The following is a 25131-nucleotide window of genomic DNA, read 5'->3' on the forward strand; positions in this document are numbered from 1 at the left end:
GCTGCCGCCAGGTGGGCACGTGCGGAGTTGGCGCGGGACCGGGCGATGCCGAGGATCGGGTCAGGCTCTGACGAAAGGGGGCGGGACATGACGATCGAGGCCGATCCCGTCGACGACCCGCAGACGTTCGCCCGGCAGGTCCGGGCGGCCTCCGAGAGGGATCTCGGACAACTGATGGGAGGTGAGTCGCGGGGAGCGATCCTGGACGGGATCTTCCGCCGGATGCCGGAGGTGTTCCGGCCGGACCGGGCCGGCGACCTGCGGGCCGTCGTGCACTGGCACGTGACCGACGGCGCGGGCGGCGCCGACGTCTACGAGGTGGTGATCGAGGACGGCCGGTGCACCACCGCGCCGGGCACCTCCCGGGAGCCCCGGCTGACCCTGCGCCTGGACGCGGTGAACTTCGTCCGGATGGTCACCGGGGCCGCCGCCGCGTGGACACTGTTCCTGCGGGGACGGCTGAAGGCCCGCGGGGACCTCGGGTTGACCCGTACCTTCCCCACGCTCTTCGACACGCCCCGGGCCTGACCCGCCCCCGGTACGCGAGGCCCGCCGCAACAGCGGGCCTCGCGCCCGGTCAGACGGCGAGCCGGTCGGGCCGGCGGCTGCTGACCGCGTGCCCGGGAGCCTCGGTCACGTAGCGCACCGGCACCCCGCGTTCCGCCAGAGTCGCGACGATGCCGGGCACCGCGCGCTCGGCCAGCGCGGCGATGGTGAAGGCCGGATTGACGGTGAGACCGGCCGGGACCGCCGAACCGTCGGTGACGAAGACACCCGGGTGACCGCGCAGTTCGTGCCGGTCGTCGAGAGCGGAGATCTCCGGGTCGTCGCCGATCCGGCAGGACGCCAGCGGGTGCACGGTGTACGCCCCGATCACGTCGTTGCTCCACGGCATCACCCGCGACAGACCGTCGCGTTCCAGGATGTCCCGGACGTCGGCGTCGGCCCGTTCCCACCCGGCACGCGTGTTCGCGGTCGGGCGGTAACTCAGCGGACCACGGCTGAGCATCTGCTGCGAGATCCGTTCGGCGTTCCCGGTCGGCGGGGGCGGCCCGAAGACGCCCTCGTTGTCGTCCTCGCTCATGATGAACACCGTCAGCCAGGACTGCCAGCGGCGCAGGATCTCCTTCTTCTCCAGGCCGAACCAGGAGGGGCCGGTGGCGTCCGGTGCCTGGGCCAGGATCGTGCCGAACCCGGGCGGGAAATACAGCTGCTCCAGCGAGTGCCGGTGGAACTCCGGCAGCGTGCCGTCCAGCCGGTCCCAGCTCGCACAGACCGGTCCCTTGCCGATCTGGTACGCCTCGTACGCCCGCCCGTCCCCGCGGTCGAGTCCGAGCACCTCGCGGACCCGCTGCTCGTTCACGATCGCGGTGTTGAGGCGCTCGCCGTTGCCGGAGAAGTACCGTCCCACCGCGGCCGGCATCGCGCCCAGTTCCTCCTCGGACCGTTGCAGGATGACCGGGGTGGCCGCCGCGCCCGCCGCCACGATCACCACCGGCGCCTCGAGGACGCCGCCGCCGGTGACCACCCGGTAGTCCACCTCGTCCACCGTGTCGTAGTGCACCCGGTAGCCGCCGTCCGCGGTCCGGGAGAGCCGCTGCACCTCGTGCAACGGCCGGATGTCGGCGCCGTGCCGTACCGCCGCCGGGATGTAGTTGAGCAGCAGCGAACGCTTCGCGTCGAACCGGCAACCGGACATCATCCAGTTGCAGTTGACGCAGGTGGACCGGTCCACGGCGGCCGGGACCGGGTTGGCGGTGCGCCCGGCGTGCGCGCAGGCCGCCGCGAACAGGCCGCCCGAGAAGGTCACGTCGGACCAGTCGTTACGGCTGATCGGCAGGGCGTCGGCGACGATGTCGTACCAGGGGTCGAGCGTGTCGCGGGTGACGGCGCCCGGCCACAGCGGCCGGCCGATGCCACCCCGGCGCTCGAAGGTGAACCGGGGCGCCCGGGGCATCGCGGCGAAGTAGACGACGCTGCCGCCGCCCACGCAGTTCCCGCCGAGCACGTTCATCCCGTCGCCCATGGTGAACTCGAAGGCGCGGGTGCCGGCGCTGCCGAACCGGAAGTCGTGATCGAAGTCCTCGGCGGACAGCCAGGGGCCGCGTTCCAGCACGACCACCCGGGCGCCGCCGGCGGCCAGCCGGTACGCGGGGATCGCACCACCGAAGCCGCTGCCGATCACGATGACGTCGGTCCGCTCGATGTCCGTCATGCCGGGTCTCCCAGGGGCGTGGTCATCGGGTGGACGGGCGCCAGGACACGCCCGTAGGAGTAGGACGGGAAGCGCCACAGCCCGTCCGGGTCCGGTCCGGCGAACCCCATCTGGGTCAGGCCGGGGTGCCCGGCGGCGAGGGCCTCGGTGGTGTGGTCGGCGGCGCCGGTGTCCCAGGCCATCACGCTGAACATGGCCAGGGCCACCCACATCTCCTGTTCCTCGCAGTCCGGCGCGGTCAGGGTGGCGACCAGGGCGGTCCGGTCCGGGAACGGGAGCGCCACGAACGGTGGCACCGCGGGGTCGAGGGTACGGCCGGTGCGCCGGGCGTACCCGGTCGCGTGGTCGTCGAGCCCGGCGGCCAGCGAGTCGAGCATGCCGGCCAGGCCGCCCTCCGGGGAGAGCATGAGGTCCAGCGCGCCGGAGGTGACCGCCCCGCCACCGGTGGCCGCCCCGGCGACGGCACGGTCGCCGGGTCCGCGGCGTTCACCGGGGATGATGGTGTCCGCGTACGCCTCCAGGGTCATCACCTGGGAGGCGTCGAGGTCTGCTGCGATGTCGAGCACGCATCGCACCTTTCGTCCGATATGGATTCTGGAACCCATCGTCGGACGCGAGCGGGCGGTGGTGCATCTTCCCGGTTGCGCCGTCCGCACGACCTCGCACGCTGGAAGACGCCCGGCTCCCGGGTTCCTCGCGAGGATGAAGACCGTTGTTCGAGGAGAGGTGGAGTGATCATGACCGTCACCGACCAGGACCGGGCCGACATCGCCGCGGTGCCCGCCCGGATGGTCCAGGCCTGGGCCGCCCACGACGCCGACGCGTTCGGCGAGCTGTTCGCCGAGGACGGGACGCTGATCCTGCCCGGCGTCCTCCAGCAGGGCCGTGCGGCGATCCGGGAGTTCATGGCCGCCGCGTATCAGGGACCCTACAAGGGCACCACGGTCACCGGGAGCCCGATCGCGATCATGCCGCTGGCACCCGGCGCCGTCGCGGTGATCACCGAGGGCGGGGTGATCCCGGCGGGGGAGACCACGCTGCCCGCGTCCGCCGCGATCCGCGCCTCGTGGATCCTGGTCCAGCGGGACGGCCGCTGGGTGCTGGCCGTGTACCAGAACTGTCCGCGCTGACGCAGCGCAATCGCGGAGAAGACAGGCCGGCCGCGGGTCCCGCATGCTCGAATCCGCTGAGCGCGGGTACGCCCGCGCACCCGACCGCAGCGGAAGAGGGCCGACAGGTGAACGGGACGTCCGACGTGATCTCCGATCTGGCCGCCGACGGTGACGAGGTCGACCGGCTGGTGCGCGACCTCGGGCCGGACGGGTGGGCGGCGCCGACGCCCGCTCCCGGCTGGACCGTCGCGCACCAGATCGCCCACCTGGCGGCGACGTTCCGGATGGCCGGTCTCGCCGCCGCCGACCCGGCCGCGTTCGAGGCCCTCGCCGGACGGCTGTCGCCGGACTTCGACGCCAACGTCGACGCCGCGCTCCGGCAGTTCCTGCCCGGCACCGGCCACGACGCCGGTACCGGCTACGACGGCGGTACCGGCCACGACGAACTGCTGCGCCGCTGGCGTGCCGAACGGGAGAACGCCGTCAAGGCGCTCGGCGCGCTGCCCCCGGACCAGCCGGTGCCGTGGCTGGTCCGGCCCATCCCGGCGGCGACACTCGCCGCGGCCGGGATGATGGAGCTCTTCGGCCACGGCCAGGACGTCGCCGATGCGCTCGGTGTGCGGCGCACGCACACCGACCGGTTGCGGCACCTGGTCACCTTCGCCGTGCGCACCTGGGATTTCGGCTATCAGGCCCGGCGGTTGCCGACACCGGCGCAACCCTTCCGGTTCGAGATCACCGGGCCGTCCGGAACCCCCTGGGTGTACGGGCCGGAGGCCGCCACCGATCGCGTCCGTGGTTCGGCCGTGGACTTCTGTCTGCTGGTCACCCGGCGGCGGCACCCCGACGACCTGGACGTCCGGGCGGACGGTACCGAGGCCACCCGGTGGCTGACGATCGCCCAGGCCTACCGTGGCCCGGCCGGGGAGGGCCGCCGGGCGGGCCAGTTCGCGGCCGGGCCGCGATAGGCGCCAGACGAGTTCCCGGTCAACGACCGTGTCGTGACTCGGGGCGCGTATCGCACCCGTATTCACCACGGTCCACGACCGGTGTGGTGATTCGGGGCGCGTATCGCACCCGTATTCACCACGGTCCACCACGGGTGTGGTGACTTCGGGTGCTCAGCGCGGCTGAATTCACCACGCGGGCGGGTTTCGCGCCCTGACCACGAAACGTGTTCAGAGGGCCCGGCCCTCACCGAACCGCCGGCTGACGTGATGTTCCTGCGCCAGCCGGCGGATCGCCGCGTACGCCTCACCGAGCAGCAGACTGTGGGCGACCGCCGCCGCCCGGTCCGACGGGTCCGGCGGCAGCTCGTCGACCTCGCGGCGGACCAGGCGGTCGGCCGCTTTGACGTATTCGTCGAGGGAGTCCGGTGTCCAGTCGCCGGCGAGGCGGCGCATCGCGGACAGCACGGTGGCCAGGTGGGCGCGGGTGGCCGCGTCCGGGCGCACCTGCCAGCCCTCGGCGCGGACCAGCCGGTCGACGTCGGCGAGGGCCTCGGCCAGCGCCGGGCTCTCGCCGGCCACGGGTTCCGCGGCCGGCGCCAGGACCTGGTTGAGGATGTCGTAGATGCCGGTGAGGGGCAGCCGGTCGTCCTCGACGGTGGCCAGCAGGCGGCGTACCGAGGTGAGGTCGAGCTGGCCGATCGTGGTGAACACCCGGATGAGCTGCAGCCGGTGCAGGTGGGCGTCGCCGTACACGGCCTGGTTGTGCCCGGTGCGCTCGCCCGGCGGCAGCAGGTGTTCCCGCAGGTAGAACTTGATGGTGGCGACCGGTACTCCGGACCGCCGGCTCAGGTCGGAGATGCGCACCGGTGCCCCTGTAATCGATGGTCTTCGCCATCGCGGCTCCGGATCCGCCGATCGAATCGCTTCGACGGCGGTGCGGGCCGCTGCGGTGAGAACGAGGGACGGGACAACGAACCGCTCAGCGCCGAGCGACGTGCCGACGGTGGGCCGGCGGAATCTCGTTCGAGGACATCGACCCCACGACAGACCTCCCTGTGACACGGCGGCATCCGGCGCACAGCGCCGGATAGCCGATCCACAACGGAGAGTAAGAGCACGTGTACTGGATTTGCAACTGCGCCCGGCCTCTCCGCAGGCGCGGCGCTGTCGCATTCGTGAAGATGCGACATCGCGGGCGGCCTGCCGACGATGGTGCCGTGACGTCTTTGTTCGCGCGCGGCGCGCGCCGGTTGTCGCTCGGCCACATTCAGCACCTGGCCGCCGTCCCGCCACCCGGATCCGGGGCGGTGGCCGCGGTCTACCGGCAGATGGAGAACGAGTTCGGCATGCTGGCGCCGCCGGTGGCGCTGCACGCCGCGGCGCCCGAGGTCCTCGAGGCGGTCTGGCTGATCCTGCGGGAGACGCTGCTCGCCGGCGATCCCGGTGAGCGGGCCGGGAAGGAGGCGATGGCGGCCGCGGTGTCGTTCGCCAACTCCTGCCCGTACTGCGTCGAGGTGCACGGTGCGGCTCTGATCGGGTCCCGGCCCGGCGGCGACGCCGAGCTGATCGCGGCCGGGCGGATCGGCGAGGTGCGCGATGCGGGCCTGCGGTCGACGGCCGGGTGGGGGCGCGACGGCGTGGCACCGGCGGGCCTGGATCCCCGGCGGTCCGCGGTGCTCACCGGGGTCGGCCTGATCTTCCACTACCTGAACCGGATGGTGAACGTCTTCCTGCTCGACTCGCCGCTCGCCCCGATCCCGCCGCGGGGCCGGGTGGCCGGGCGCCGGGTGGCGATCCGGGTGATGGGCCGGTTCGCCCGGGCCGTGGTGCCGGCCGGCGCGGCCGCCGTGCACCTGCCGCCGCGCGCCCTGCCACCCGATCTGGCCTGGTCGTCGCCGGTCGCCACGGTGGCCGACGCGGTGGCGCGCGGGTGCGGCGCGATCGCCGGGGCGGGGGAGCGGGTGGTCCCGGCGGGGGTCCGCGCCCTTCTCGCCGAGCGGCTGGCCGACCCGGCCGAGTCCGGGCCGGGTCTGGACATCCACGGCTGGCTGGCCGGTGCGACCCGGGGGCTGCCCGCGGACGAGATCCCGGCCGCCCGGCTGGCGCTGCTCGTCGCCTACGCGTCGTACCGGGTGACGGGGGAGCACGTGGCGGCGTACCGGGTGGCCGTGGGCGGGGACGGCGGCGATGACGGGGTGGTCCGGTTCGCGGGGTGGGCCGCGATGGCCGCGGCCCGGTCCGCGGCGGCCGCGATGGCCGTTCCGGGGGACGAGAACGGTGTCCGGAATCGGTGACGATGTCTCCGCCGGCCCGGGCCGGATATGGATATCGACACTATCCATATCCGGTAGTTCCGCTATCCGTTCCTACTCCCTGATTGCTCTCCGTGGCCGTCCGGTTATTCAGGGTTGATGGGAGGCCTGTGGTCGGATAACCTGGCCGATAGCCGGTGGGGGATCGGCGGTTCTAAATGCTGTTCTGCATTTGCCGGATTGATTCCGGCTTTTTATCCGTCCGGGCGGGGCCGGTCGAATCCGAACTCGTTCGATGCTGGGGTGGCGCGGCAGCCGCCACCGTCGGAGGGTGTCATGTACGACGTTTCCGAGCAGGCGGTCCTGCGCGCCATCGGAGCCATGCGGGAGCGGATGGGCGAGCAGTTGACGGTGGACGATCTGGCCCGTGCGGCGATGTTCAGCAAATTCCATTTCACACGGATATTCCAGCGGGTCACCGGTGTGTCTCCCGCACGTTTCCTGTCCGCACTGCGCCTGCAGCGGGCCAAGGACCTCCTGGTCTCGACATCGATGAATGTCGCGGACATCAGCGTCCATGTCGGCTACAACAGCGTCGGGACCTTCAGTTCCCGGTTCAGCCGTAGCGTCGGCATGTCACCGACGACCTTCCGCCGGCACAGCGGGTACGCCTCGGTGATCCACCCGGACGCGCACCGGCGGTCCCCCCGCCCGTCCACCGCCCGTCTGACCGCGCACGTGCGCCTCGCCGAGCCGGACGACCAGGCCACCTTCTTCGTCGGGATGTTCGCCGACCGGATTCCCGAGGGGCGGCCGGTCCGCTGCGCGGTGCTGTCCCGTCCCGGCCGCCTGACCTTCGACAACGCGCCGCTCGGCACCTGGTGGTTGCTGGCGCAGTCGGTCTCCGGGGACCCGGCGCTGCCGGACGGCGGTGCGGTCTCGGTGGCCACCTGGGGACCGTTCACCGTCTATCCGGACGCGGTCGTCGCGGCCGACATCGTGCTGCGGCCCAGCCGGGTGCTGGACCCGCCGGTGCTGCTGGCACTGCTCGACGCCCGCAAGGACGCGCTGAGCCGGATGCACGAGGCCGCGCCGTCCTGGCCGGCCGGTCCCCGCGCGGTCGCCTGAGAACACTTCCTTATCCGTTCGTGCGCTTCTCCGGCATGCCATTCCACCCTCCCGACCGCGTATCAATAATGGTGTTGTCGACCGTGAACCGGGAGGGCGCTGTGGTCGCCGGAAGAATTGCATCATCGGTGGTTGGAAAACACGTGAGGCATGTCGTGCCGGTGCCGGCGGAAGCGGCCCGGGGGCTCGTTTCCGAAGTCTATGGCCAGGTGGCCGGAGAAATGCGGATCGTGGTTCCACCGGCGCTGCTCCACTCGCCGTCGCCGGATGTCCTGGCGGCCTACTGGGCGATCTGCCGGGAGCCGCTGACCCCGGCCGGGGTGGCCGGCCGGACGGTCAAGGAGGCGGTGGCCGCGGCGGTCGCGGTGGCCACCATCTGCCCGTACTGCGCGGACATGCACACCGTGGGGCTCTACGAGCTCTCCGGGGAGCGGGACGCGGAGGCCATCGCGCAGGACCGGCCCGCGGAGATCGGCGACGACCGGTTGCGCGGCATCGTCGAGTGGGCCCGGTCGGCGCACCTGGCCGACGGCCCGCCGCTGCCGGCCGGGGTGTCCGCCGCGGAGCGCGCCGAGCTGGTCGGCGTGGTGGTGGGCTTCCACTATCTGAGCCGCATGGTCAACGTCTTCCTCTCCAGCTTCCTGTTGCCGCCCGGGCTCGGGCCCCGGTCCCGGCGCCGCCTCAAGCAGGGCCTGAGCCGGGTGCTGCGGCCCACGGTCCGCGGCGAGCACCCGGCGGGCCTGGCCAACGGTCTGCTGGCCCCGGCGGCGCGGCGGCCGGACGCCGGCTGGGCTGCCGGTAATCCGGTGATCGCGGACGCGACGGCCCGGGCCTACCGGACGTTCGAGTCGGCCGGGGCGCGGTCGCTGGATCCGGAGGTCCGGCGCCTGGTGCTGGCCCGGCTCGACCGGTGGGACGGCGAGGACACCGGGCTGAGCACGCGCTGGTGCGAGGACCTGATCGACGGCCTCGCCCCGCCGTTGCGCCCGGCGGCCCGGCTGGCCCTGCTCACCGCTCTCGCGTCCTACCAGGTCGGCGCCGAGGTGGTCGAGGAGTTCCGCGAGCGCCATCCGGCGGACGGCACGCTGATCGACGTGACCGCGTGGGCGAGTTTCGCCGCGGCCCGCCGGATCGGCATCCGGCACGACCGGGCCGCCGCGGTCCCCGCGTCACCGATCCGGGGTGAGTGAGGTGCCGCCGCTGCTGGGCACGCTGCGCCGGCTGGCGCTGGCGCCGGCACTGCACGAGGTGAGCTTCGCCCACCGCGGCTTCCCGGTCACGCCGACCCCGGCGACCCGGCGGCTGGAGGCCGTACCGGAGGCGGTGGTCTGCGGGTTCGAGTGGGGCATCGAGACGCGTGGGCAGGCCGAGCTGGTACGCCGTCTGGAGCTGGTGGAGCCGGAGATGCGCGGGTTCGCGTACGAGGGCGCCACGATGGCGTACACCGTGCGGGACGCGATGGCCGGCGGTCGCGGCGGACGGGCCCGGGAACTGCTCTCCGGGCCGGCCGTGCCGCACACCTTCCTGACCTACATCGGTATCGGGTTCGCGATGGCCCGGCTGCCGCGGGTGCTGTGGCGTGGTGTCCTCCCCGACCTGACCGGCACCCCGTACCACCCGACGATGAGCTGGCTCGCCGTCGACGGCTACGGCTTCGACCTGGCCTACTTCCACACCGGGCGGTACGTGGACGAGCAGCGGGTGCCCGCGTCCTACCCGTGGCAGGGCCGTCCGGACTACTTCCCGCGCGCTGTCGACCAGGGTGTCGGCCGGGCGCTGTGGTTCATCCACGGCGGCAACGCGCCGGCGGTCGGCGCCGCGGTGGGCCGGTTCGCCGTGGACCGGCGGCCGGACCTGTGGAGCGGGGTGGGCCTGGCGGCCACCTTCGCCGGTGGCACCGATGCCGCCGGTCTGGCGGCGCTGTGCCGGCTCGCCGCCGAGCAGGGCGACCATCTGCCGCATCTGGCGCAGGGGGCGGTGTTCGCGGCCAAGGCGCGGGCCTTCTCCGGGTTCACGCCGCCGCACACCGGGGTGGCGACCGGTGCGCTGGCCGGCCTGTCCGCCGAGGCGGCGGCCCGTCTCGCCGACGAGGTGGCCGGCACCGGCGAACAGCCCGAGTACGAGAAATGGCGCGGGCTGATCCGGGACCGTTTCCCGGGAGCCTGATCCGGTTCGGGCGACACCGCAATCCGGGAGAAGGCCGCCGCAAAAAGGAAGAAGAAAACAGTAGGCCGCCCGCGGAAAAATGAATCGATCAACATCGATGGGAGTTGCCATGGGCATCGTCGCAGGACTCCGTCGCCGGATACTCACCCCCGATATCGCGCAGACCACGATGGCCGTGCGCGGATTCCACGTGAAGAGCCCGGAGGGGCGCGAACGGCTGGAGACCGTCGGCCGGTCCTTCCTGCACGGGTACGCACTGGCCGCCGAGGCCCGTCGCCCGGACGACGCGGCCGCCGGGCTGGACGGTGTCGCCCACGCGTTCCGCGGCTTCGCGTACGAGGGCGCCGCCATGGCGTTCGCCGTCCGTGACGGTCTGCCCTTCGGCGGCCGGTACGTCGAACGCTTCCTGGCCGGCCCCGGAGCGCCACACGTCTACATGACCTATGTCGGCGTCGGGTGGGCGATGGCCCGCCTGCCCCGGATGCGCTGGTCGACCCTGCACGCCCCGGACCCGGTGCTGCGCTGGCTGGTCCTCGACGGTTACGGCTTCCACCAGGCCTACTTCAAGACCGCCCGGTACGTCGGCGCGCGTTACCGCCCCGACGACTTCCCCTGGCCGGCCGAGGGCCCGCGCTGGTACGCCGGCCGCGTCATCGACCAGGGCATCGGCCGGGCCATGTGGTTCGTGGCCGGCACCGACGCCCGGCGGCTGCACACCATGATCGAGCGGTTCCCCGAGGACCGCCGGGCCGACCTGTACAGCGGTGCCGGGCTGGCCGCCACGTACGCCGGCGGGGCCACCGAAGCCGAACTGCGCGGCCTGCTCGGGGCGGCCGGCCGCTACGCCGGTGACCTGGCCCAGGGCTCCTCCTTCGCGGCCGGCGCCCGGGTGCGTGCCGGCCTGGTGACCGAGCACACCGCGATGGCCACCGAGGTCTTCTGCGGCTGCACGCCCCAGCGGGCGTCGGCCGTCAACGACGAGGCCCTGACCGGCCTGGACCTCCGGTCGGCGGAGTCGCCGGCCTACGAGCAGTGGCGCCGCCGCATCAAGAACGCCTACCAGCCGCCGGACGGTGCCACGTTGCCGTCGGCCGGCGGGACACGGGAGACAGCATGAGCAGAATCGCCGTCGTCGGCATGGCCTGCCGTTATCCGGACGCCACTTCGGTGCGTGAGCTGTGGGAGAACGCTCTCGCCGCCCGCCGGGGCTTCCGCCGGCTGCCGGACGTCCGGATGCGCCTGGACGACTACTGGGACCCGGACCCCACGGTTCCGGACACCTTCTACGCCAAGCACGCCGGGGTCATCGAGGGGTACGAGTTCGACCGGATCGCCTACAAGGTGGCCGGCTCCACGTTCCGGTCCACCGACATGACCCACTGGCTGGCCCTGGACATCGCCGCGCACGCGCTGGCCGACGCCGGGTTCCCGCTCGGTGAGGGACTGCCGCGGGAGCGGACCGGGGTGGTGGTCGGCAACAGCCTCACCGGCGAGTTCTCCCGGGCCAACCAGCTGCGGCTGCGCTGGCCGTACGTGCGCCGGATGGTCGCCGCCGCGCTCAAGGAGCAGGACTGGGACGACGACCAGCTCGCCGGTTTCCTGGAGGACTTCGAGGCCACCTTCAAGAGCCCGTTCCCGGCCGTCGACGAGGACACCCTCGCCGGTGCGCTGTCGAACACCATCGCCGGCCGGATCTGCAACTACTTCGACTTCAAGGGTGGCGGCTACACCGTCGACGGCGCCTGTTCCTCCTCGCTGCTGTCGGTGGCCACCGCGTGCAAGGCGCTGATCGACGGGGACGTCGACGTCGCGGTGGCCGGCGGGGTGGACCTCTCCATCGACCCGTTCGAGATCATCGGCTTCGCCAAGACCGGCGCCCTGGCCACCGGTGAGATGCGCGTGTACGACCGGCTCTCCAACGGGTTCTGGCCGGGTGAGGGCTGCGGCATGGTGGTGCTGATGCGCGAGGACGAGGCGCTCGCCGCCGGTCACCGCGTGTACGCCTCGGTCGCCGGCTGGGGCATCTCCTCCGACGGCAAGGGCGGGATGACCCGTCCCGAGGTGAGCGGCTACCAGCTCGCCCTGCGCCGGGCGTACGAGCGGTCCGGGTTCGGCCCGGAGACGGTCTCGCTCTTCGAGGGCCACGGCACCGGCACCCGGGTCGGCGACGCCACCGAACTGGGCGCGCTGTCCGCCGCACGCCGGGCCGCCGGACCGTCCGCGCCGCCGGCCGCGATCGGCTCGATCAAGGGCATGATCGGGCACACCAAGGCCGCGGCCGGCGTCGCCGGGCTGATCAAGGCGGCGCTGGCCGTCCACCACGGGGTGTTGCCGCCCAGCGTGGGCACGGTCGACCCGCACGACGTCCTCACCGGCGCCGATCCGGCGCTGCGGGTGCTGCGCAAGGCCGAGCCGTGGCCGCAGGGGGCACCGTTGCGGGCCGGCGTCACCGCGATGGGCTTCGGCGGCATCAACACCCACGTGGTGCTGGAGAACCCGCGGCCCCGGCGGCGTACCGGCCTGGACTCCCGGGCCCGGGTGCTCGCCTCCTCCGGGCAGGACGCCGAACTGCTGCTGTTCGACGGTTCGTCCACCGAGGAACTGCTGCGCCGTACCGATCAGGTCGCCGCGCTGATTCCGCAGTTGGCCTACGGGCAGCTCGGTGACCTGGCCGCGACCCTGCACGGCGAGCTGCGCGGTCTGCCGTTGCGGGCCGCGGTCGTGGTGCACTCCCCGGAGGACGCCGGCGAGCAGCTCCGGCTGCTGCGCGAGCGGATCGTCGCGGGCGTCACCCGGCTGATCCCGGCGGACGGCCGGGTGCTGATCGGCCGGGCCGGGGACACCGCCCGGATCGGCCTCCTGCTGCCCGGCCAGGGTTCCGGCACCGGGGTCAGCGGTGGCGCGCTGCGGCGGCGGTTCGCGGTGGCCGACGCCGTCTACACCGCGGCGGCGCTGCCCACCGGCACGGACACGGTGGCCACCGAGGTCGCGCAGCCGCGGATCGTGACCGGGTCGGCCGCCGCGCTGCGGGTGCTCGACAGTCTCGGCATCGAGGCCGAGGTCGCGGTCGGCCACAGCCTCGGCGAGATCGCCGCCCTGCACTGGGCCGGCGCTCTCGACCAGCCCACCCTGCTGCGGGTGGCGGCGCTGCGCGGCCGCACGATGGCCCGGCACAGTTCGTCCGGCACGATGGCCGGGATCGCCGCCTCCGCGGACGTGGTCGCCGGGTTGATCACCGGTCTGCCGGTGGTGGTCGCCGCGTACAACAGCGACGAGCAGACCGTGGTGGCCGGTGCGGTGGCGGACGTCAAGACGGTGTGCCGGCGGGCCCGGGACGCCGGGATCACCGCCACCGTGCTGACCGTGTCGCACGCGTTCCACTCGCCGTTGGTCGCGCCGGCCGCCGCCGCGTTCCGCGACGAACTCGCCGCGATCGACGTGCGTGCGGTAGGCCGTACCGTCATCTCCACGGTGACCGGCGACGAGCTGACGCCCGGCACGGACCTGGTGGCCCTGCTGCATCGGCAGATCACCGATCCGGTGCTGTTCCGCCAGGCGGTGGCCCGGGCCGCCGCCCGCGTCGACCTGTTCGTCGAAGCCGGTCCGGGCCGGGTGCTCAGCACGCTCGCCGCGCAGGTCACCGACGTGCCCGCGCTGGCCGTCGACACCGACGCGGAGTCGCTGTCCGGGCTGCTGCGGGTGGCCGGCGCGGCGTTCGTCATCGGCGCCGCCGACCTGGACCCGTCACTGTTCCACGACCGGCTGGTGCGCCCGCTGCCGCTGGACGCCGAGTTCACCTTCTTCGCCAGCCCGTGCGAGGAGGCGCCGACCGGGATCCCGGCCCGGCGCCGGCCCGCGCCCGCGACGGCGGCCGTTCCGGCGTCGCCTGCGGCATCCGCCACGGCCGGCACCGGCGAGTCGACCCTCGATCTCCTGCGCCGGCTGGCGGCCGAGCGGGCCGAGCTGCCCCTTGATCTGGTACGCGCGGAGAGCCTGCTCCTGGACGATCTGCACCTCAGTTCGATCACGATCGGACAGGTGGTCAACGCCGCCGCCTCGGCCCTGCGGCTCCCGCCGTCCCAGGTACCGACCAACTTCGCCACCGCCACCGTCGACGAACTGGCCGGGGTGCTCGACCAGGTCCGGTCGACCAGCGACGACGGCGAACCGTCCACGGTTCCGGTGATCGCCGGCGCGGCGTCCTGGGCCCGCCCGTTCCGGGTCGACCTCGACGTCGTCCCGCTCGGCGCACCGGCGGCCCGGGAGAGCTCCGGGGAGTGGACCGTGTACGCGAACGCCGGTCACCCGTACGCCGAGCATCTGCGCCGTGCACTGCTGGCGGCGCAGATCGGCGGGGGAGTGCTGGTCTGCCTGCCGCCGGACTGCACCGAGGACGACCTGGGCCTGGCCCTGGCCGGTGCGCGGGAGGCCATCGCCGCCGGACCGGACACCCGGTACGTGCTCGTCCAGCACGGGCGCGGCGCCGCCGGCCTGGCCAAGACCCTGCACCTGGAGGCCCCGCGGGTCCGGGTCACCGTCGTGCACATGCCGTCCGGGTCGATCGCCGTCGAGCCGGTGGTGGCCGAGGTGGCCGCGACGCGTACGTTCGCCGAGGCGCACTACGACATCGACGGGGTGCGGCACGTGCCGACGCTGCGCCCGATGCCGGTCCGCCCGGCCCGTACGGTGGCCCCGCTGTCCCCGGGCGACGTCCTGCTGGTCACCGGCGGCGGCAAGGGCATCACCGCCGAGTGCGCCCTGGCCGTGGCCTCGGACACCGGTGCCGCCCTGGCACTGCTCGGGCGTTCCGACCCGGCGGCCGACGCCGAACTGGCCGCCAACCTGGAGCGCATCGCCGCGGCCGGGGTCACGGTCCGCTACCAGCGGGCCGACGTCACCGACCCGGATCAGGTCGCCGCGGCGGTCGCCCGGCTGGTCGCCGACCTGGGCCCGGTCACCGCGGTGCTGCACGGGGCGGGACGCAACGAGCCGGCCGCCCTCACCGCGCTGGACGCCGCGGCGTTCCGCGACACCTTCGCCCCGAAGGTCGACGGGCTACGGGCGGTGCTCGACGCGGTCGACCCGGCCGGCCTGCGCCTGCTGGTGGCCCTCGGCAGCATCATCGGCCGGGCCGGCCTGCGCGGCGAGGCGCACTACGCCACCGCCAACGAGTGGCTGGCCGACCTGACCGGTGAGGTGTCCCGCCGGCATCCGGACTGCCGGACGGTCTGCCTGGAGTGGTCGGTCTGGTCCGGGGTCGGCATGGGCGAGCGCCTCGCCGTGGTCGAGTCGCTGACGCGCGACGGTGTCACCCCGATCACCCCCGATCAGGGCGTCGCGATCCTGCGCCGGGTGCTCGCCGACCCGGACGCGCCGGAGGTGGTGGTGATCAGTGGGCGGACCGAGGGGATCGGCACGGTCCGCCGCCCGCAGCCGCCACTGCCGATGTCGCGGTTCGTGGAACACCCGCTGGTCCGCTACCACGGTGTGGAGCTGGTCTGCGAGGTCGAGCTGAACGTCGGCACCGACCTCTACCTGGCCGATCACGACCTGGACGGCAACCTGCTGTTCCCGGCGGTCTTCGGGATGGAGGCGATGGTGCAGGTCGCCGCCGCCGCCACCGGTCTGGACCGGCTGCCGGTGATCGAACGGGCCGAGTTCCTGCGCCCGATCATCATCGCCCCGCACGGCCGGGCCCGGATCCGGGTGGCCGCGGTGGTCACCGGCGACGACACGGTCGAGGTGGCGATCCGCAGTGCCGACACCGGGTACGCCGCCGACCACTTCACCGCCCGGCTCACCTTCGGCGCCACCGCGGTGCCGGACGGGCCGCCCGAGCAGGCCGGCGACGATCTGCCGGTGGTCGACCTGGACCCGGCGACCGACCTGTACGACGCGATCCTGTTCCAGGGCCGGCGGTTCCAGCGGCTCGGCCGGTACCACGTGGCCGCCGCCCGGCACGTCGACGCCGAGCTGCACACCGGCACGCCGGCGCCGTGGTTCGCGTCGTTCGTGCCGGACCAGTTGATGCTCGGCGACCCGGGCATCCGGGACGCGCTGATGCACGGCAACCAGGTCTGCGTACCGGATGCCACGCTGCTGCCGGTCGGGGTGGACCGGATCCACCCGGGCGGCGAGAAACTGGCCGCGGCCCAGGGCCTGCGGTACTGCGCCACCGAACGGTCCCGTGATGGCGACCTGTACGTGTACGACGTCGCGTTGCGCTCGGAGTCCGGCGAGGTGCTGGAACGCTGGGAGGGCCTGCGGTTGCGGGCGGTCCGCAAGCAGGACCCGGCCGGCCCGTGGACTCCGGCGCTGCTCGGGCCCTACCTGGAGCGGACGGCCGAGGAGCTGCTCGGCGTACCGGTGGCGACGACCGTGCAGCCGGACGGCGGACGGTCCCGCCGGGGGGCCACCCGGCTCGCCGCGTCCCGGACCTTCCGGGCACCGGTGGAGCTGCGTTACCGCGCCGACGGCCGCCCCGAGTACGGCGACGGCACGGTGTCCGCCGCGCACGCCGCGGGCCTGACCCTGTTCACCGCCGCGGCCGGGCCGCTCGGCTGTGATCTGGAGACCGTCGTGGAACGGGACGCGGGAACCTGGACCGGGCTGCTGGCCGGGCACGACGGGGTGGCCGCGCTGATCGCCCGGACCACGGGGGAGAGCACCGACCAGGCCGCGACCCGGGTCTGGTCGGCCCTGGAGTGCCTGCGCAAGGCCGGGCGGCCCCTCGACGGCCCGCTGACCGTGCTGCCCGCCGGCCGGGACCGGTGGATCACTCTGCGAGCCGGTGACCTGACCGTCGCGACGTTCGCCACCGGGGTCCGTGGCGTTCCGCGGCCGGTCGTGGTCGCCGTGCTCGCCGGATCGGGGAGGTGAGATGGACAAGTACTACGAGTACCCGCACACCGTCGGTTTCGAGGAGACCAACATCGTCGGGAACGTCTACTACGTCAACTATCTGCGCTGGCAGGGCCGGTGCCGGGAGATGTTCCTCAAGACCCACGCACCGGACGTCCTGACCGATCTGCGTGACGGCCTGAAGCTGTTCACCCTGCGGGTGGACTGCGAGTTCTTCGCCGAGATCACCGCGTTCGACGAACTGTCGATCCGGATGCGGCTGGTCGAACTCGGCCAGACCCAGTTGGAGTTCGGCTTCGACTACGTGCGCCTCGACCCGGCCGGCGGCGAGACCCTGGTGGCCCGGGGCAGCCAGCGGGTGGCGTGCATGCGCGGGCCGAACACCCGGACGGTGCCCACCCGGGTACCGGAGGAACTGGCGGCGGCGCTGGAGCCGTACGCGGCGGCCGGGAGTGTGACCCGGTGACCGCCACCGGGGAGCCGGCGCTGGACCGGTCGGTGTTGCGCCGGGTTTTCGGCACCTTCGCCACCGGCGTCACCGTGGTGACCGTCGGTGGTGGTGAGCCGCACGGCATGACCGCGAACTCGTTCACCGCCGTCTCGCTCGACCCGCCGCTGCTGCTGGTCTGCGTGGAGCACGACGCGGTGATGCACGAGGCGCTGGTGGCGGCGGGCCGGTTCGCGGTGTCGGTCCTGGCGGCCGGGCACGGTCCGGTCGCCCGGTACTTCGCCGACCGGCGCCGGCCGCTCGGCGGGGAACAGTTCGTCTCGGTGGACGTCCACCCCGGCGAGCACACCGGCGCGCCGTTGATCGACGGCGCCCTGGCCCACTTCGAGTGCGCGCTGTGGAACGCCTACGACGGCGGTGACCACACCATCTTCATCGGACGGCTGCTGGACGCCCGGTGCGGCGAGGACGACGCGGCGTTGCTCTTCCACCGCGGGCGGCTGTCCCCGGCGGACCGGGACCCGAGCGGGGTGGCGGCATGAGCAGCCCTGTGCCGCCCGGCCCGCCGCGGAGCGCGGCGATGCGGATGCTCCTGGTGATGGGCCGGGACCGGCTGGGCATGATGACCTCGGCGGCCGGCCGCTACGGCGACGTGGCCCGGCTGCCGGTCGGTCCCAAACGGCTGTGGTTCTTCAACCACCCGGCGACCGCGAAGCACGTGCTCGCCGACAACGCCGGCAACTACCACAAGGGGATCGGCCTGGTGCACGCCCGCCGGGCGCTCGGCGACGGTCTGCTCACCAGCGAGGGCGAGTTGTGGCGTAAGCAGCGCCGGGTGATCCAGCCGGCGTTCCAGAGCCGCCGGATCGCCGCGCAGGCCGGCATCGTCGCGGAGGAGGCGGAGAAACTGGTCGCCCGGCTGCGCCGGCACGCCGGCGGGGAACCGGTGGACGTCCTGCAGGAGATGACCGGGCTGACTCTCGGGGTGCTGGGCCGGACCCTGCTGGACACCGACCTGAGCCGGTTCGCGACGATCGGCGACGACTTCGCCGCGGTGCAGGACCAGGCGATGTTCGAACTGGCCACGCTGGGCGCGGTCCCCGGCTGGGTGCCGCTGCCCCGGCAGCGGCGGTTCCGCCGGGCCAGAAGAAACCTCGAGGGTACGGTCGACCGTCTGGTCGCCGACCGTCCGGATCCGGTCGGCGACGACGTCCTGTCCCGGCTGATCGTGTCGACGGGCGCCGAGCGGGACCCCCGGATCGCCCGGGAGCGCCTGCGCGACGAGCTGGTCACCCTGCTGCTGGCCGGGCACGAGACCACCGCCAGCACGCTGAGCTGGACGTTGCATCTGGTGGACCGGCATCCCGATGTGCGCGAACGCCTGCACGAGGAGGCGGTCCGGGTGCTCGGTGACCGGCCGCCGGTCTTCGAGGACCTGCACCGGTTGCGATACACCGCGATGGTGCTGGACGAGGCGATGCGGCTGTTCCCGCCGGTGTGGATCCTGCCCCGCAAGTCGGTCGGTCCGGACGTGATCGGCGGGTTCCGGGTGCCGGCCGGGGCGGATGTGCTGATCTGCCCGTACACCCTGCACCGGCATCCGGGGTTCTGGCCGGACCCGGAGCGTTTCGACCCGGAGCGTTTCGATCCGGACGCCTCGCCGGACCGGCCCCGGTACGCGTACATCCCGTTCGGTGCCGGGCCCCGGTTCTGTGTGGGCAACCACCTGGGGCTGATGGAGGCGGCGTTCGTGCTGGCCATGATCGTCCGGGACCTGCGCCTGACCTCGGTGCCGGGCCGTCCGGTGGTGCCGGAGCCGATGTTGTCGCTACGGGTGCGGGGTGGTCTGCCGATGACGGTCGAGGAGGTGGGCTAGCCCGGGCGCCGCGGTCTCTCCGGGGGTCACCCGGTTCTTATATATCGATATTCATCGATCTTATGGGCTCGAAGACGAAGGGAAAGTCATTGCCACCCCACAACGTCAGCCGCGCACGCCGCCTGCTGCCCGCCGCGTTCGTCCTGGTCCTGGTGCTGGGCGCGTACCTGGTGGCCCGGTTGCCGTCGGCCTCGGCCGCCACCCGGTCCACCATGGCCGCGGGCTTCCGCTTCACCGAGCTGCCCATCGCCCTGCCGGCGGGCCTGCCGGAGAACACGGTCCGGCAGGTCAACCCCAAGTACGAGCACATCAAGTCGTGGATCTCCTCGGTCGGCGCAGCGATCGCCGTCAACGACCTCGACGGTGACGGCGCCGCCGACGACCTGTGCCTGGTCGACACCCGCAGCGACAGCGTCGTCGTCACCCCGGCGCCGCAGACCGGCGACTACCCGCCGTTCGTGCTCACCCCCGACCCGCTGCCCACCGGGCCGGCCATCGCCCCGATGGGGTGCACCCCCGGCGACTTCAACGGCGACGGCCGGACGGACCTGCTCGTCTACTACTGGGGGCGTACCCCGGTGCTGTTCCTGCACCGGGCCGGCGCCACCGGGCTGACCCCGGCGACGTTCCACCCCACCGAGCTGATCCCGCAGGCCGACCCGCCCGACAACCTGTACCGCGGGCCGCTCTGGAACACCAACGCGGTCGCGGTGGCCGACTTCGACGGCGACGGCAACCCGGACATCGGAATCTTCAACTACTTCCCGGAGACCAAGGTCCTCGACCCCACCGGCAACGCCAACGTGGAGATGAACCACTCGATGTCCCGGGCCCGCAACTCCGGTGGTGCCCACGTCCTGCGCTGGACCGCCGCCACCTCCGGCGACCAGCCCTCGGTCACCTATCAGGAACAACCCGCCATCCGCTCCGAACTGGCCACCGGCTGGACCCTCGGCTCCGCCTCCGCCGACCTCGACGGCGACCTGCTGCCCGAGCTGTACCTCGCCAACGACTTCGGCAACGACCGGTTCTTCCACAACGTGTCCACGCCCGGCCGGATCCGCTTCACCCTCGCCGAGGGGCGCCGGGACCCGCTCACCCCGAAGTCGATGGTGATGGGCCACGACTCGTTCAAGGGGATGTCCGCCGACTTCGCCGACCTCGACCACGACGGCCGGTTCGACCTGTTCGTCAGCAACATCACCGAGAGCTGGGGCCTGGAGGAGAGCAACCTGGTCTGGCACAACACCGCGAGCAGCCCGGCCGAGGCTGGACGGCTGATGCGCGACGGGGTGGCGCCCTTCGAGAACCGGGCCGCCGAGCAGAACCTGGCCTGGATCGGCTGGGGCTGGGACGCCAAGATGGCCGACTTCGACAACAGCGGGCAGCTCGCCGTCGTGCAGACGTCCGGCTTCGTCAAAGGTGAGATCAACCGGTTCAACTGGCTCCAGGAACTCGCCATGAGCAACGACCTGATGCTCCAGGAACCGCAGATGTGGCCCAAGGCCGAACCCGGTGACGACCTGGCCGGCGGCAACCACGTGGCCTTCTGGGTCAAGGAACCGGACAACGGCCGGTACGTCGACCTCAGCCCGCAACTCGGCATGGACGCCCGGATCCCCAGCCGTGGTGTGGCCGTCGCCGACGCCGACGCCGACGGCTCCCAGGACTTCGCCGTGGCCCGGCAGTGGGGCGCACCCGTCTACTACCGCAACACCCGCCCGGCCGGTGACGACTACCTGCATCTGCGTCTGTACCGCCCGGTCACGGTGCCCGGCGGTGCCGCCACGACGGCCGCGGTCCCGGGCAGCCCCGCGTACGGCGCCCAGGTGCGGATCGTCACCGCCGACGGCCGGATCCAGGTGGCCCAGCTCGACGGAGGCGGCGGGCACTCCGGCAAACGCAGCTTCGACATCCACTTCGGACTCGGCGCGGCCGGGGCGCGACCGGTGTCGACCGAGATCAGTTGGCGGGCCGCCGACGGCTCCCCGCACACCCAGAAGCTCGACCTCACCGCCGGATCGCACGACTTCGTGCTCACCGGCCAGGCCCAGGAGGTGACAGCCCGGTGACCGACGTCCGCAACCCCCGGCTCGCCGACGCACCGTCCGTGACGGCGGAACGCGCGGAGCGTACCCCCGAGATCGCCGCGGCAGCGGCGCAACGCCCCGGAACGCCGCCGCGCGTCGACAAGCGCGACCCCCGCTACCTCGCGCTGCGCAACTTCGCGATCTCCATGTCGATCTTCAACATCCTGGGGTACACCGTCCTCGGCTTCGAACAGCCCTGGCTGTGGCCGTTCCTGGCCCTCGCCGTCGGATACACCGCGGAGATCGTCATCGAGGTGGTCTCGGCCCGGGCACTGCGGCGTCCACCGGCCTTCTCCGGGAACGGCGCCTGGGGCGTGTACACCTTCCTGCTGCCCACCCACATCACCGCCCTCGCGGCGAACATGCTCCTCTACGCCAACGACACCTTCTGGCCGATCGCCTTCGCCGTGCTGGTCGCCATCGGTCAGAAGGCGGTCTTCCAGGCACCGATCAACGGCCGGATGCGGCACTTCCTCAACCCGTCCAACTTCGGCATCACGGTGGCCCTGCTCTGCTTCGGCTGGGTCAACATCGCCCCGCCCTACCAGTTCACCGAGAGCGTGCCGGACGTCATCAGCATCATGGTGCCGGTCGTGATCATCACCGCCGGCACCGTGCTCAACGCGATGCTGACCAAGAAGGTGCCGCTGATCGTCGGCTGGGCGGGCGGCTTCGTCATCCAGGCCCTCCTGCGGCACTTCATCTGGGACGTGGCCCTCTGGGCGGCCCTGGTGCCGATGACCGGGGTGGCCTTCATCCTCTTCACCAACTACATGATCACCGACCCGGGCACCACGCCCTCCGCCCCGCGCTGGCAGTTCATGTTCGGCTCGTCGGTGGCCATGGTCTACGGCGTACTGATGGTCTTCAACGTGGTGTACACGCTGTTCTTCGCCGTCACCCTCGTCTGCATGGCCCGCGGCCTGTACTGGTGGGGCCGCTGGCTGCTCGACCGGCGCCGGCAGCACGGCCTGGAACCGGTCGCGCCGCCCGCTGCGGTGGAACTGCCCGTCGCCCGCTGAGAACCGGGGGAGGCGCGCCGACCGCCGCCTCCCCCCGTCCGCCACACGATCGTTGGGAGCGTCAGTGGTCCTCGTCTCCGCACCCCAGAGAGCCCGCACCGGCCGGGCCGTCATCGCCGCCGCGGTGGGTGGCGTCCTGCTCGCCGTACTGTGGTCCTTCGAATTCGTCGACTCGGTCATCGGCGACAACGTCGCGAACACCATCCTGGACCGGGACGCGAAACACACGGCCATCACCGGCGTCACCGCCGGACTGGTCTTCGCCTTCGTCTCCGGGCTGGCCGGCACCTTCACCGCCTGCAACATCGCCATGGCGGCCGCCGTCGGCCCGATGAGCCAGGCCGGCGACACCGCCTCGCTGCGCGGCCTGCTCCGGCCGGTCGGCCTGCTCACCGCCGGCATGGTCACCGTCTCCGCCCTGTACGGAATCGCCGGTGTCCTGCTCGGCGACCGCCTGCCGCAACTGTCCACGGCCACCACCGCCGGCGGTGTACCGGTGCGCATCATCCAGGCCTCGGTGGTGTTCGGCCTGATCGGCCTGGCGCTGATCTATCTCGGACTCGCCGCGCTCGGCGTGGTCCGCGACGTGTTCCGCGACCGGCCGTCCGGCCGGGTCGTCGCCCTCGGCGCGCTGATCGGCGGCTTCCTGATCGGACGGCCCTACCCGCTGTTCAACAAACTGTTCCACTGGGCGGTGGACACCCACAACCCGCTCGCCGGCGCCGCAGCCTTCGTCCTCCAGTCCCTCGGCAACATCCTGATCGTCACGCTGATCTTCGTGCTGCTGGTGGTGGGCACCCGCGGGCGGTTCCCGCGCCGGCTGGCGGCGGATCCGCGCCGGGCGGCGCTGATCACCGGGGTTCTCCTGCTCGGACTCGGTGTCTTCACCGTCGTCTACTGGGACCTGCGGGTGCCCGCCCACTTCGGCTTCGGCTGGTTTCCCACGCTGCCGTACAACCGCTGACGCCCGGGTTGTTCAGCCCCCGACATCTATGAACGGAGATCCGTCATGAACCACCGATGGCACCGGGGCGCGCTCGGCGCCTTCATGGTCGTCGTGCTCGCCCACTGGGCCGAACACCTGGTGCAGGCGTACCAGATCTGGGTCCTCGGCTGGGCCCGCCCCGAGGCCCGCGGCGTGCTCGGCCAGTTCTTCCCCTGGCTGGTCACCTCCGAGTGGATGCACTACGGGTACGCCCTCGTCATGATCATCGGGTTGTTCCTGCTGCGCCCGGGGTTCGCCGGACGGGCGCGTACCTGGTGGACGGTGGCCCTGGTGATCCAGTTCTGGCACCACATCGAGCATCTCCTGCTGCTCGTCCAGGCGCAGACCCACCACTTCCTGTTCGGCGCGGCGGCACCGACGAGCGTGCTGCAGATCGTCTATCCGAGGGTGGAGCTGCACCTGTTCTACAACTCCGTCGTCTTCCTGCCCATGGTCGTCGCCATGTACCTCCATCTGCGCCCCAACCGGTACGAACGCGAACTGATGGACTGCACCTGCGCCGGAGCCGCGCCGCAGTCGGCCACCGTGGCGGCCTGACCATGGCCGGCTCCGTCCGCCCGGTGAGATCCCGGCCCACGCCGGTGGCTGTTCGTCCGGTGGGACCCCGGTCCGCCCCGGTGGCTGTTCGTCCGCTGGGCTCCGGGTCCGCCCCGGTGGCCATTCGCTCGGCCGGCCGCCGGTGAACCGTCGCACCCGCCTGCTGATCGCCGCCGTACTGGTGTCCGCGCCACTCGCCGTGCTGCTCGCGACGACCGGCCGTCCCGAACCGATCCGGCTGCTCGGCAGCTCACCGGCCGACACGCAGGTGGTGCCCGGGAGGGTCACCGCCATCACCCTGGAACTCTCCGCCGACGCCGACCCGGCCGCGTCACACATCACGGTGACCGACCGGGCCGGCCGGGAGATGCCGTCCGGGCCCCTCACCGCCGGCGCCGGGCACATCCTGACCATGCCGGTCACCGTCAGTGGGTCCACCACGTACCAGGCCGCCTACCACGTGGTCGGCGCCACCGGTGCCCCCGCGAGCGGCGTGATCCGCTTCGCGGTCGACGGCCGGGCCGCCGGCGCATCGGGCTCCGCCGGGGCGGCTCCCGGGAGTACCGATGCGGGAGCCGCGACGGCCGGACACGAGCACAGCCACGGGGTGGACCCGGTGAGCGCGATCCTGCTGCTGGCCAACCTGGTCGCCGTACTGGTCGCCGGCTTTCTGCTGGCCCGCCGCCCCGCCGTCCCGGCACACCGGACATCGGGTGATGATCCCGGTCCGGAGTCGCGGCCACTCGCCGGCGTTCCCGAGGGCCGGCGGTCGGCATGGACATACCGGGAACCGGAGGGCGAACCCCCGGACGGCCGGTGACAAGCCCGATCACCGCCTCACCGCGGGCGGCCCGGGACCACGCTCACCCCGCGAACGTTCCGGGGGTGGGCGGGTGGAGGGCCGTCAGAAGGTGCGTCCCCGTGCGGCCCGGTCGGCCCGGATCTCGGCGGACTGGAGGGCCAGCTGGGCGGCGAAGTCGACGGCGCCGACACGAAGGGCCAGGGCCCGGGTGGGGCGCGGGTGGCCCTTCGCCGTCAGGGAAGCCAGCCAACGCTTCTCCAGGCGGCGCCGGCCCAGGTAGGCGGCCAGGGACAAGGCTGCCATGCCGGCGGCGAGGGCGGCCTTGCGGTTGTCGAACTCCGGTGCCTCGTCGAGGCCCTCGACCTCGGGGCTGATCTCGGCCTCGGCCGGGGTGACCGACGGGTCGGCCAAGGCGGGGACCGGGTCGGCCAGGCCGGCGAAGGCCTGTTTGACCTCGTCGGCGACGGGGGAGACGGCGTACACGGCCGCGCCGATGGTGAGGACCGTGGTGAACCGGGCGAGCCGGCGCCGCCCGGGTGTCAGTTCGCCGGCGGCGATCCAGAGGCCGCTCAACACCCCCTGCAGTCCGGCCATCACGGCGGCGTTCCGGTACGAGCGGGAATCGTTGTCGTGGGATGCCATACCGCCGACCGTACCGCCGCTGAT

21 protein-coding genes are annotated in these 25131 nt (G+C 72.8%); 17 read left to right on the top strand and 4 right to left on the bottom strand.

What is annotated here, in order from left to right; all coding sequences use genetic code 11:
• Positions 1-87 precede the first annotated feature (87 nt).
• Entirely contained in the window at positions 88-528 is a 441-nt protein-coding gene (locus QSK32_RS04120; protein ID WP_045743725.1) for an SCP2 sterol-binding domain-containing protein, read from the top strand.
• A 49-nt stretch (positions 529-577) separates the two neighbouring features.
• Here the strand turns inward: QSK32_RS04120 and QSK32_RS04125 are convergent, their stop codons facing one another.
• Both QSK32_RS04125 and QSK32_RS04130 read right to left on the bottom strand, forming a co-directional pair.
• Positions 578-2215, bottom strand: a complete 1638-nt coding sequence (locus QSK32_RS04125; RefSeq protein WP_045743726.1) for a GMC family oxidoreductase N-terminal domain-containing protein — start codon at positions 2213-2215, stop codon at positions 578-580.
• Complete coding sequence (locus tag QSK32_RS04130; protein ID WP_245674033.1) at positions 2212-2781, bottom strand: DUF5987 family protein; 570 nt, start codon at positions 2779-2781, stop codon at positions 2212-2214. Before QSK32_RS04130 ends, QSK32_RS04125 begins: the two co-directional genes overlap by 4 nt.
• 171 nt (positions 2782-2952) lie before the next feature.
• On the opposite strand from QSK32_RS04130, the gene QSK32_RS04135 reads away from it, so the two are divergent.
• Both QSK32_RS04135 and QSK32_RS04140 read left to right on the top strand, forming a co-directional pair.
• Positions 2953-3345: an SgcJ/EcaC family oxidoreductase gene (locus QSK32_RS04135; RefSeq protein ID WP_045743762.1), complete on the top strand. Its 393-nt coding sequence runs from the start codon at positions 2953-2955 to the stop codon at positions 3343-3345.
• A 107-nt stretch (positions 3346-3452) separates the two neighbouring features.
• A complete protein-coding gene (locus QSK32_RS04140) occupies positions 3453-4295 on the top strand; it encodes a TIGR03084 family metal-binding protein (protein WP_285471234.1) in 843 nt (280 codons plus the stop codon).
• Positions 4296-4505: 210 nt separating this feature from the next.
• Here the strand turns inward: QSK32_RS04140 and QSK32_RS04145 are convergent, their stop codons facing one another.
• A complete protein-coding gene (locus QSK32_RS04145) occupies positions 4506-5141 on the bottom strand; it encodes a MerR family transcriptional regulator (protein ID WP_045743728.1) in 636 nt (211 codons plus the stop codon).
• 353 nt (positions 5142-5494) lie between these two features.
• Between QSK32_RS04145 and QSK32_RS04150 the strand changes: the two genes are divergently transcribed.
• From QSK32_RS04150 to QSK32_RS04215, 14 genes are all read left to right on the top strand, one after another.
• Entirely contained in the window at positions 5495-6571 is a 1077-nt protein-coding gene (locus QSK32_RS04150; protein WP_285471235.1) for a carboxymuconolactone decarboxylase family protein, read from the top strand.
• A 294-nt stretch (positions 6572-6865) separates the two neighbouring features.
• The gene (locus QSK32_RS04155) at positions 6866-7657 is read left to right on the top strand and encodes a helix-turn-helix domain-containing protein (RefSeq protein WP_045743763.1); all 792 of its coding nucleotides are present in this window, start codon (positions 6866-6868) and stop codon (positions 7655-7657) included.
• 221 nt (positions 7658-7878) lie between these two features.
• Positions 7879-8847, top strand: a complete 969-nt coding sequence (locus QSK32_RS04160) for a carboxymuconolactone decarboxylase family protein (RefSeq protein ID WP_083449153.1) — start codon at positions 7879-7881, stop codon at positions 8845-8847.
• 1 nt (position 8848) lies between these two features.
• Complete coding sequence (locus tag QSK32_RS04165) at positions 8849-9823, top strand: DUF1702 family protein (RefSeq protein ID WP_285471341.1); 975 nt, start codon at positions 8849-8851, stop codon at positions 9821-9823.
• 109 nt (positions 9824-9932) lie between these two features.
• Positions 9933-10940 (top strand): DUF1702 family protein, encoded by a 1008-nt coding sequence (locus QSK32_RS04170; protein WP_045743731.1) that lies wholly within the window; start codon positions 9933-9935, stop codon positions 10938-10940.
• On the top strand, positions 10937-16702 hold the full coding sequence (locus tag QSK32_RS04175) for a type I polyketide synthase (RefSeq protein ID WP_285471236.1): 5766 nt from the start codon (positions 10937-10939) through the stop codon (positions 16700-16702). Before QSK32_RS04170 ends, QSK32_RS04175 begins: the two co-directional genes overlap by 4 nt.
• Position 16703: 1 nt before the next feature.
• Positions 16704-17150 carry an acyl-CoA thioesterase gene (locus tag QSK32_RS04180; RefSeq protein ID WP_045743733.1) on the top strand — a complete coding sequence of 149 codons (447 nt, stop codon included), beginning with the start codon at positions 16704-16706 and terminating at the stop codon, positions 17148-17150.
• A complete protein-coding gene (locus QSK32_RS04185; protein ID WP_045743734.1) occupies positions 17147-17674 on the top strand; it encodes a flavin reductase family protein in 528 nt (175 codons plus the stop codon). The genes QSK32_RS04180 and QSK32_RS04185 overlap by 4 nt, the downstream gene beginning before the upstream one ends.
• A complete protein-coding gene (locus QSK32_RS04190; RefSeq protein WP_045743735.1) occupies positions 17671-19008 on the top strand; it encodes a cytochrome P450 in 1338 nt (445 codons plus the stop codon). Before QSK32_RS04185 ends, QSK32_RS04190 begins: the two co-directional genes overlap by 4 nt.
• Positions 19009-19070: 62 nt before the next feature.
• Positions 19071-21080: a CRTAC1 family protein gene (locus tag QSK32_RS04195; RefSeq protein ID WP_083449154.1), complete on the top strand. Its 2010-nt coding sequence runs from the start codon at positions 19071-19073 to the stop codon at positions 21078-21080.
• On the top strand, positions 21077-22120 hold the full coding sequence (locus QSK32_RS04200; RefSeq protein WP_045743736.1) for a hypothetical protein: 1044 nt from the start codon (positions 21077-21079) through the stop codon (positions 22118-22120). Before QSK32_RS04195 ends, QSK32_RS04200 begins: the two co-directional genes overlap by 4 nt.
• Positions 22121-22184: 64 nt before the next feature.
• Positions 22185-23084 carry a hypothetical protein gene (locus QSK32_RS04205; protein ID WP_245674035.1) on the top strand — a complete coding sequence of 300 codons (900 nt, stop codon included), beginning with the start codon at positions 22185-22187 and terminating at the stop codon, positions 23082-23084.
• 45 nt (positions 23085-23129) lie between these two features.
• Positions 23130-23663 (top strand): hypothetical protein, encoded by a 534-nt coding sequence (locus QSK32_RS04210; protein ID WP_285471237.1) that lies wholly within the window; start codon positions 23130-23132, stop codon positions 23661-23663.
• Positions 23664-23805: 142 nt separating this feature from the next.
• Positions 23806-24483: a copper resistance CopC family protein gene (locus QSK32_RS04215; RefSeq protein ID WP_052720615.1), complete on the top strand. Its 678-nt coding sequence runs from the start codon at positions 23806-23808 to the stop codon at positions 24481-24483.
• An 84-nt stretch (positions 24484-24567) separates the two neighbouring features.
• On the opposite strand, the gene QSK32_RS04220 is transcribed toward QSK32_RS04215, so the two are convergent.
• Positions 24568-25107, bottom strand: a complete 540-nt coding sequence (locus QSK32_RS04220; protein WP_045743739.1) for a hypothetical protein — start codon at positions 25105-25107, stop codon at positions 24568-24570.
• Positions 25108-25131 lie beyond the last annotated feature (24 nt).

It is taken from the genome of Actinoplanes sp. NBRC 101535, assembly GCF_030269225.1.
Lineage (GTDB): Bacteria > Actinomycetota > Actinomycetes > Mycobacteriales > Micromonosporaceae > Actinoplanes > Actinoplanes rectilineatus.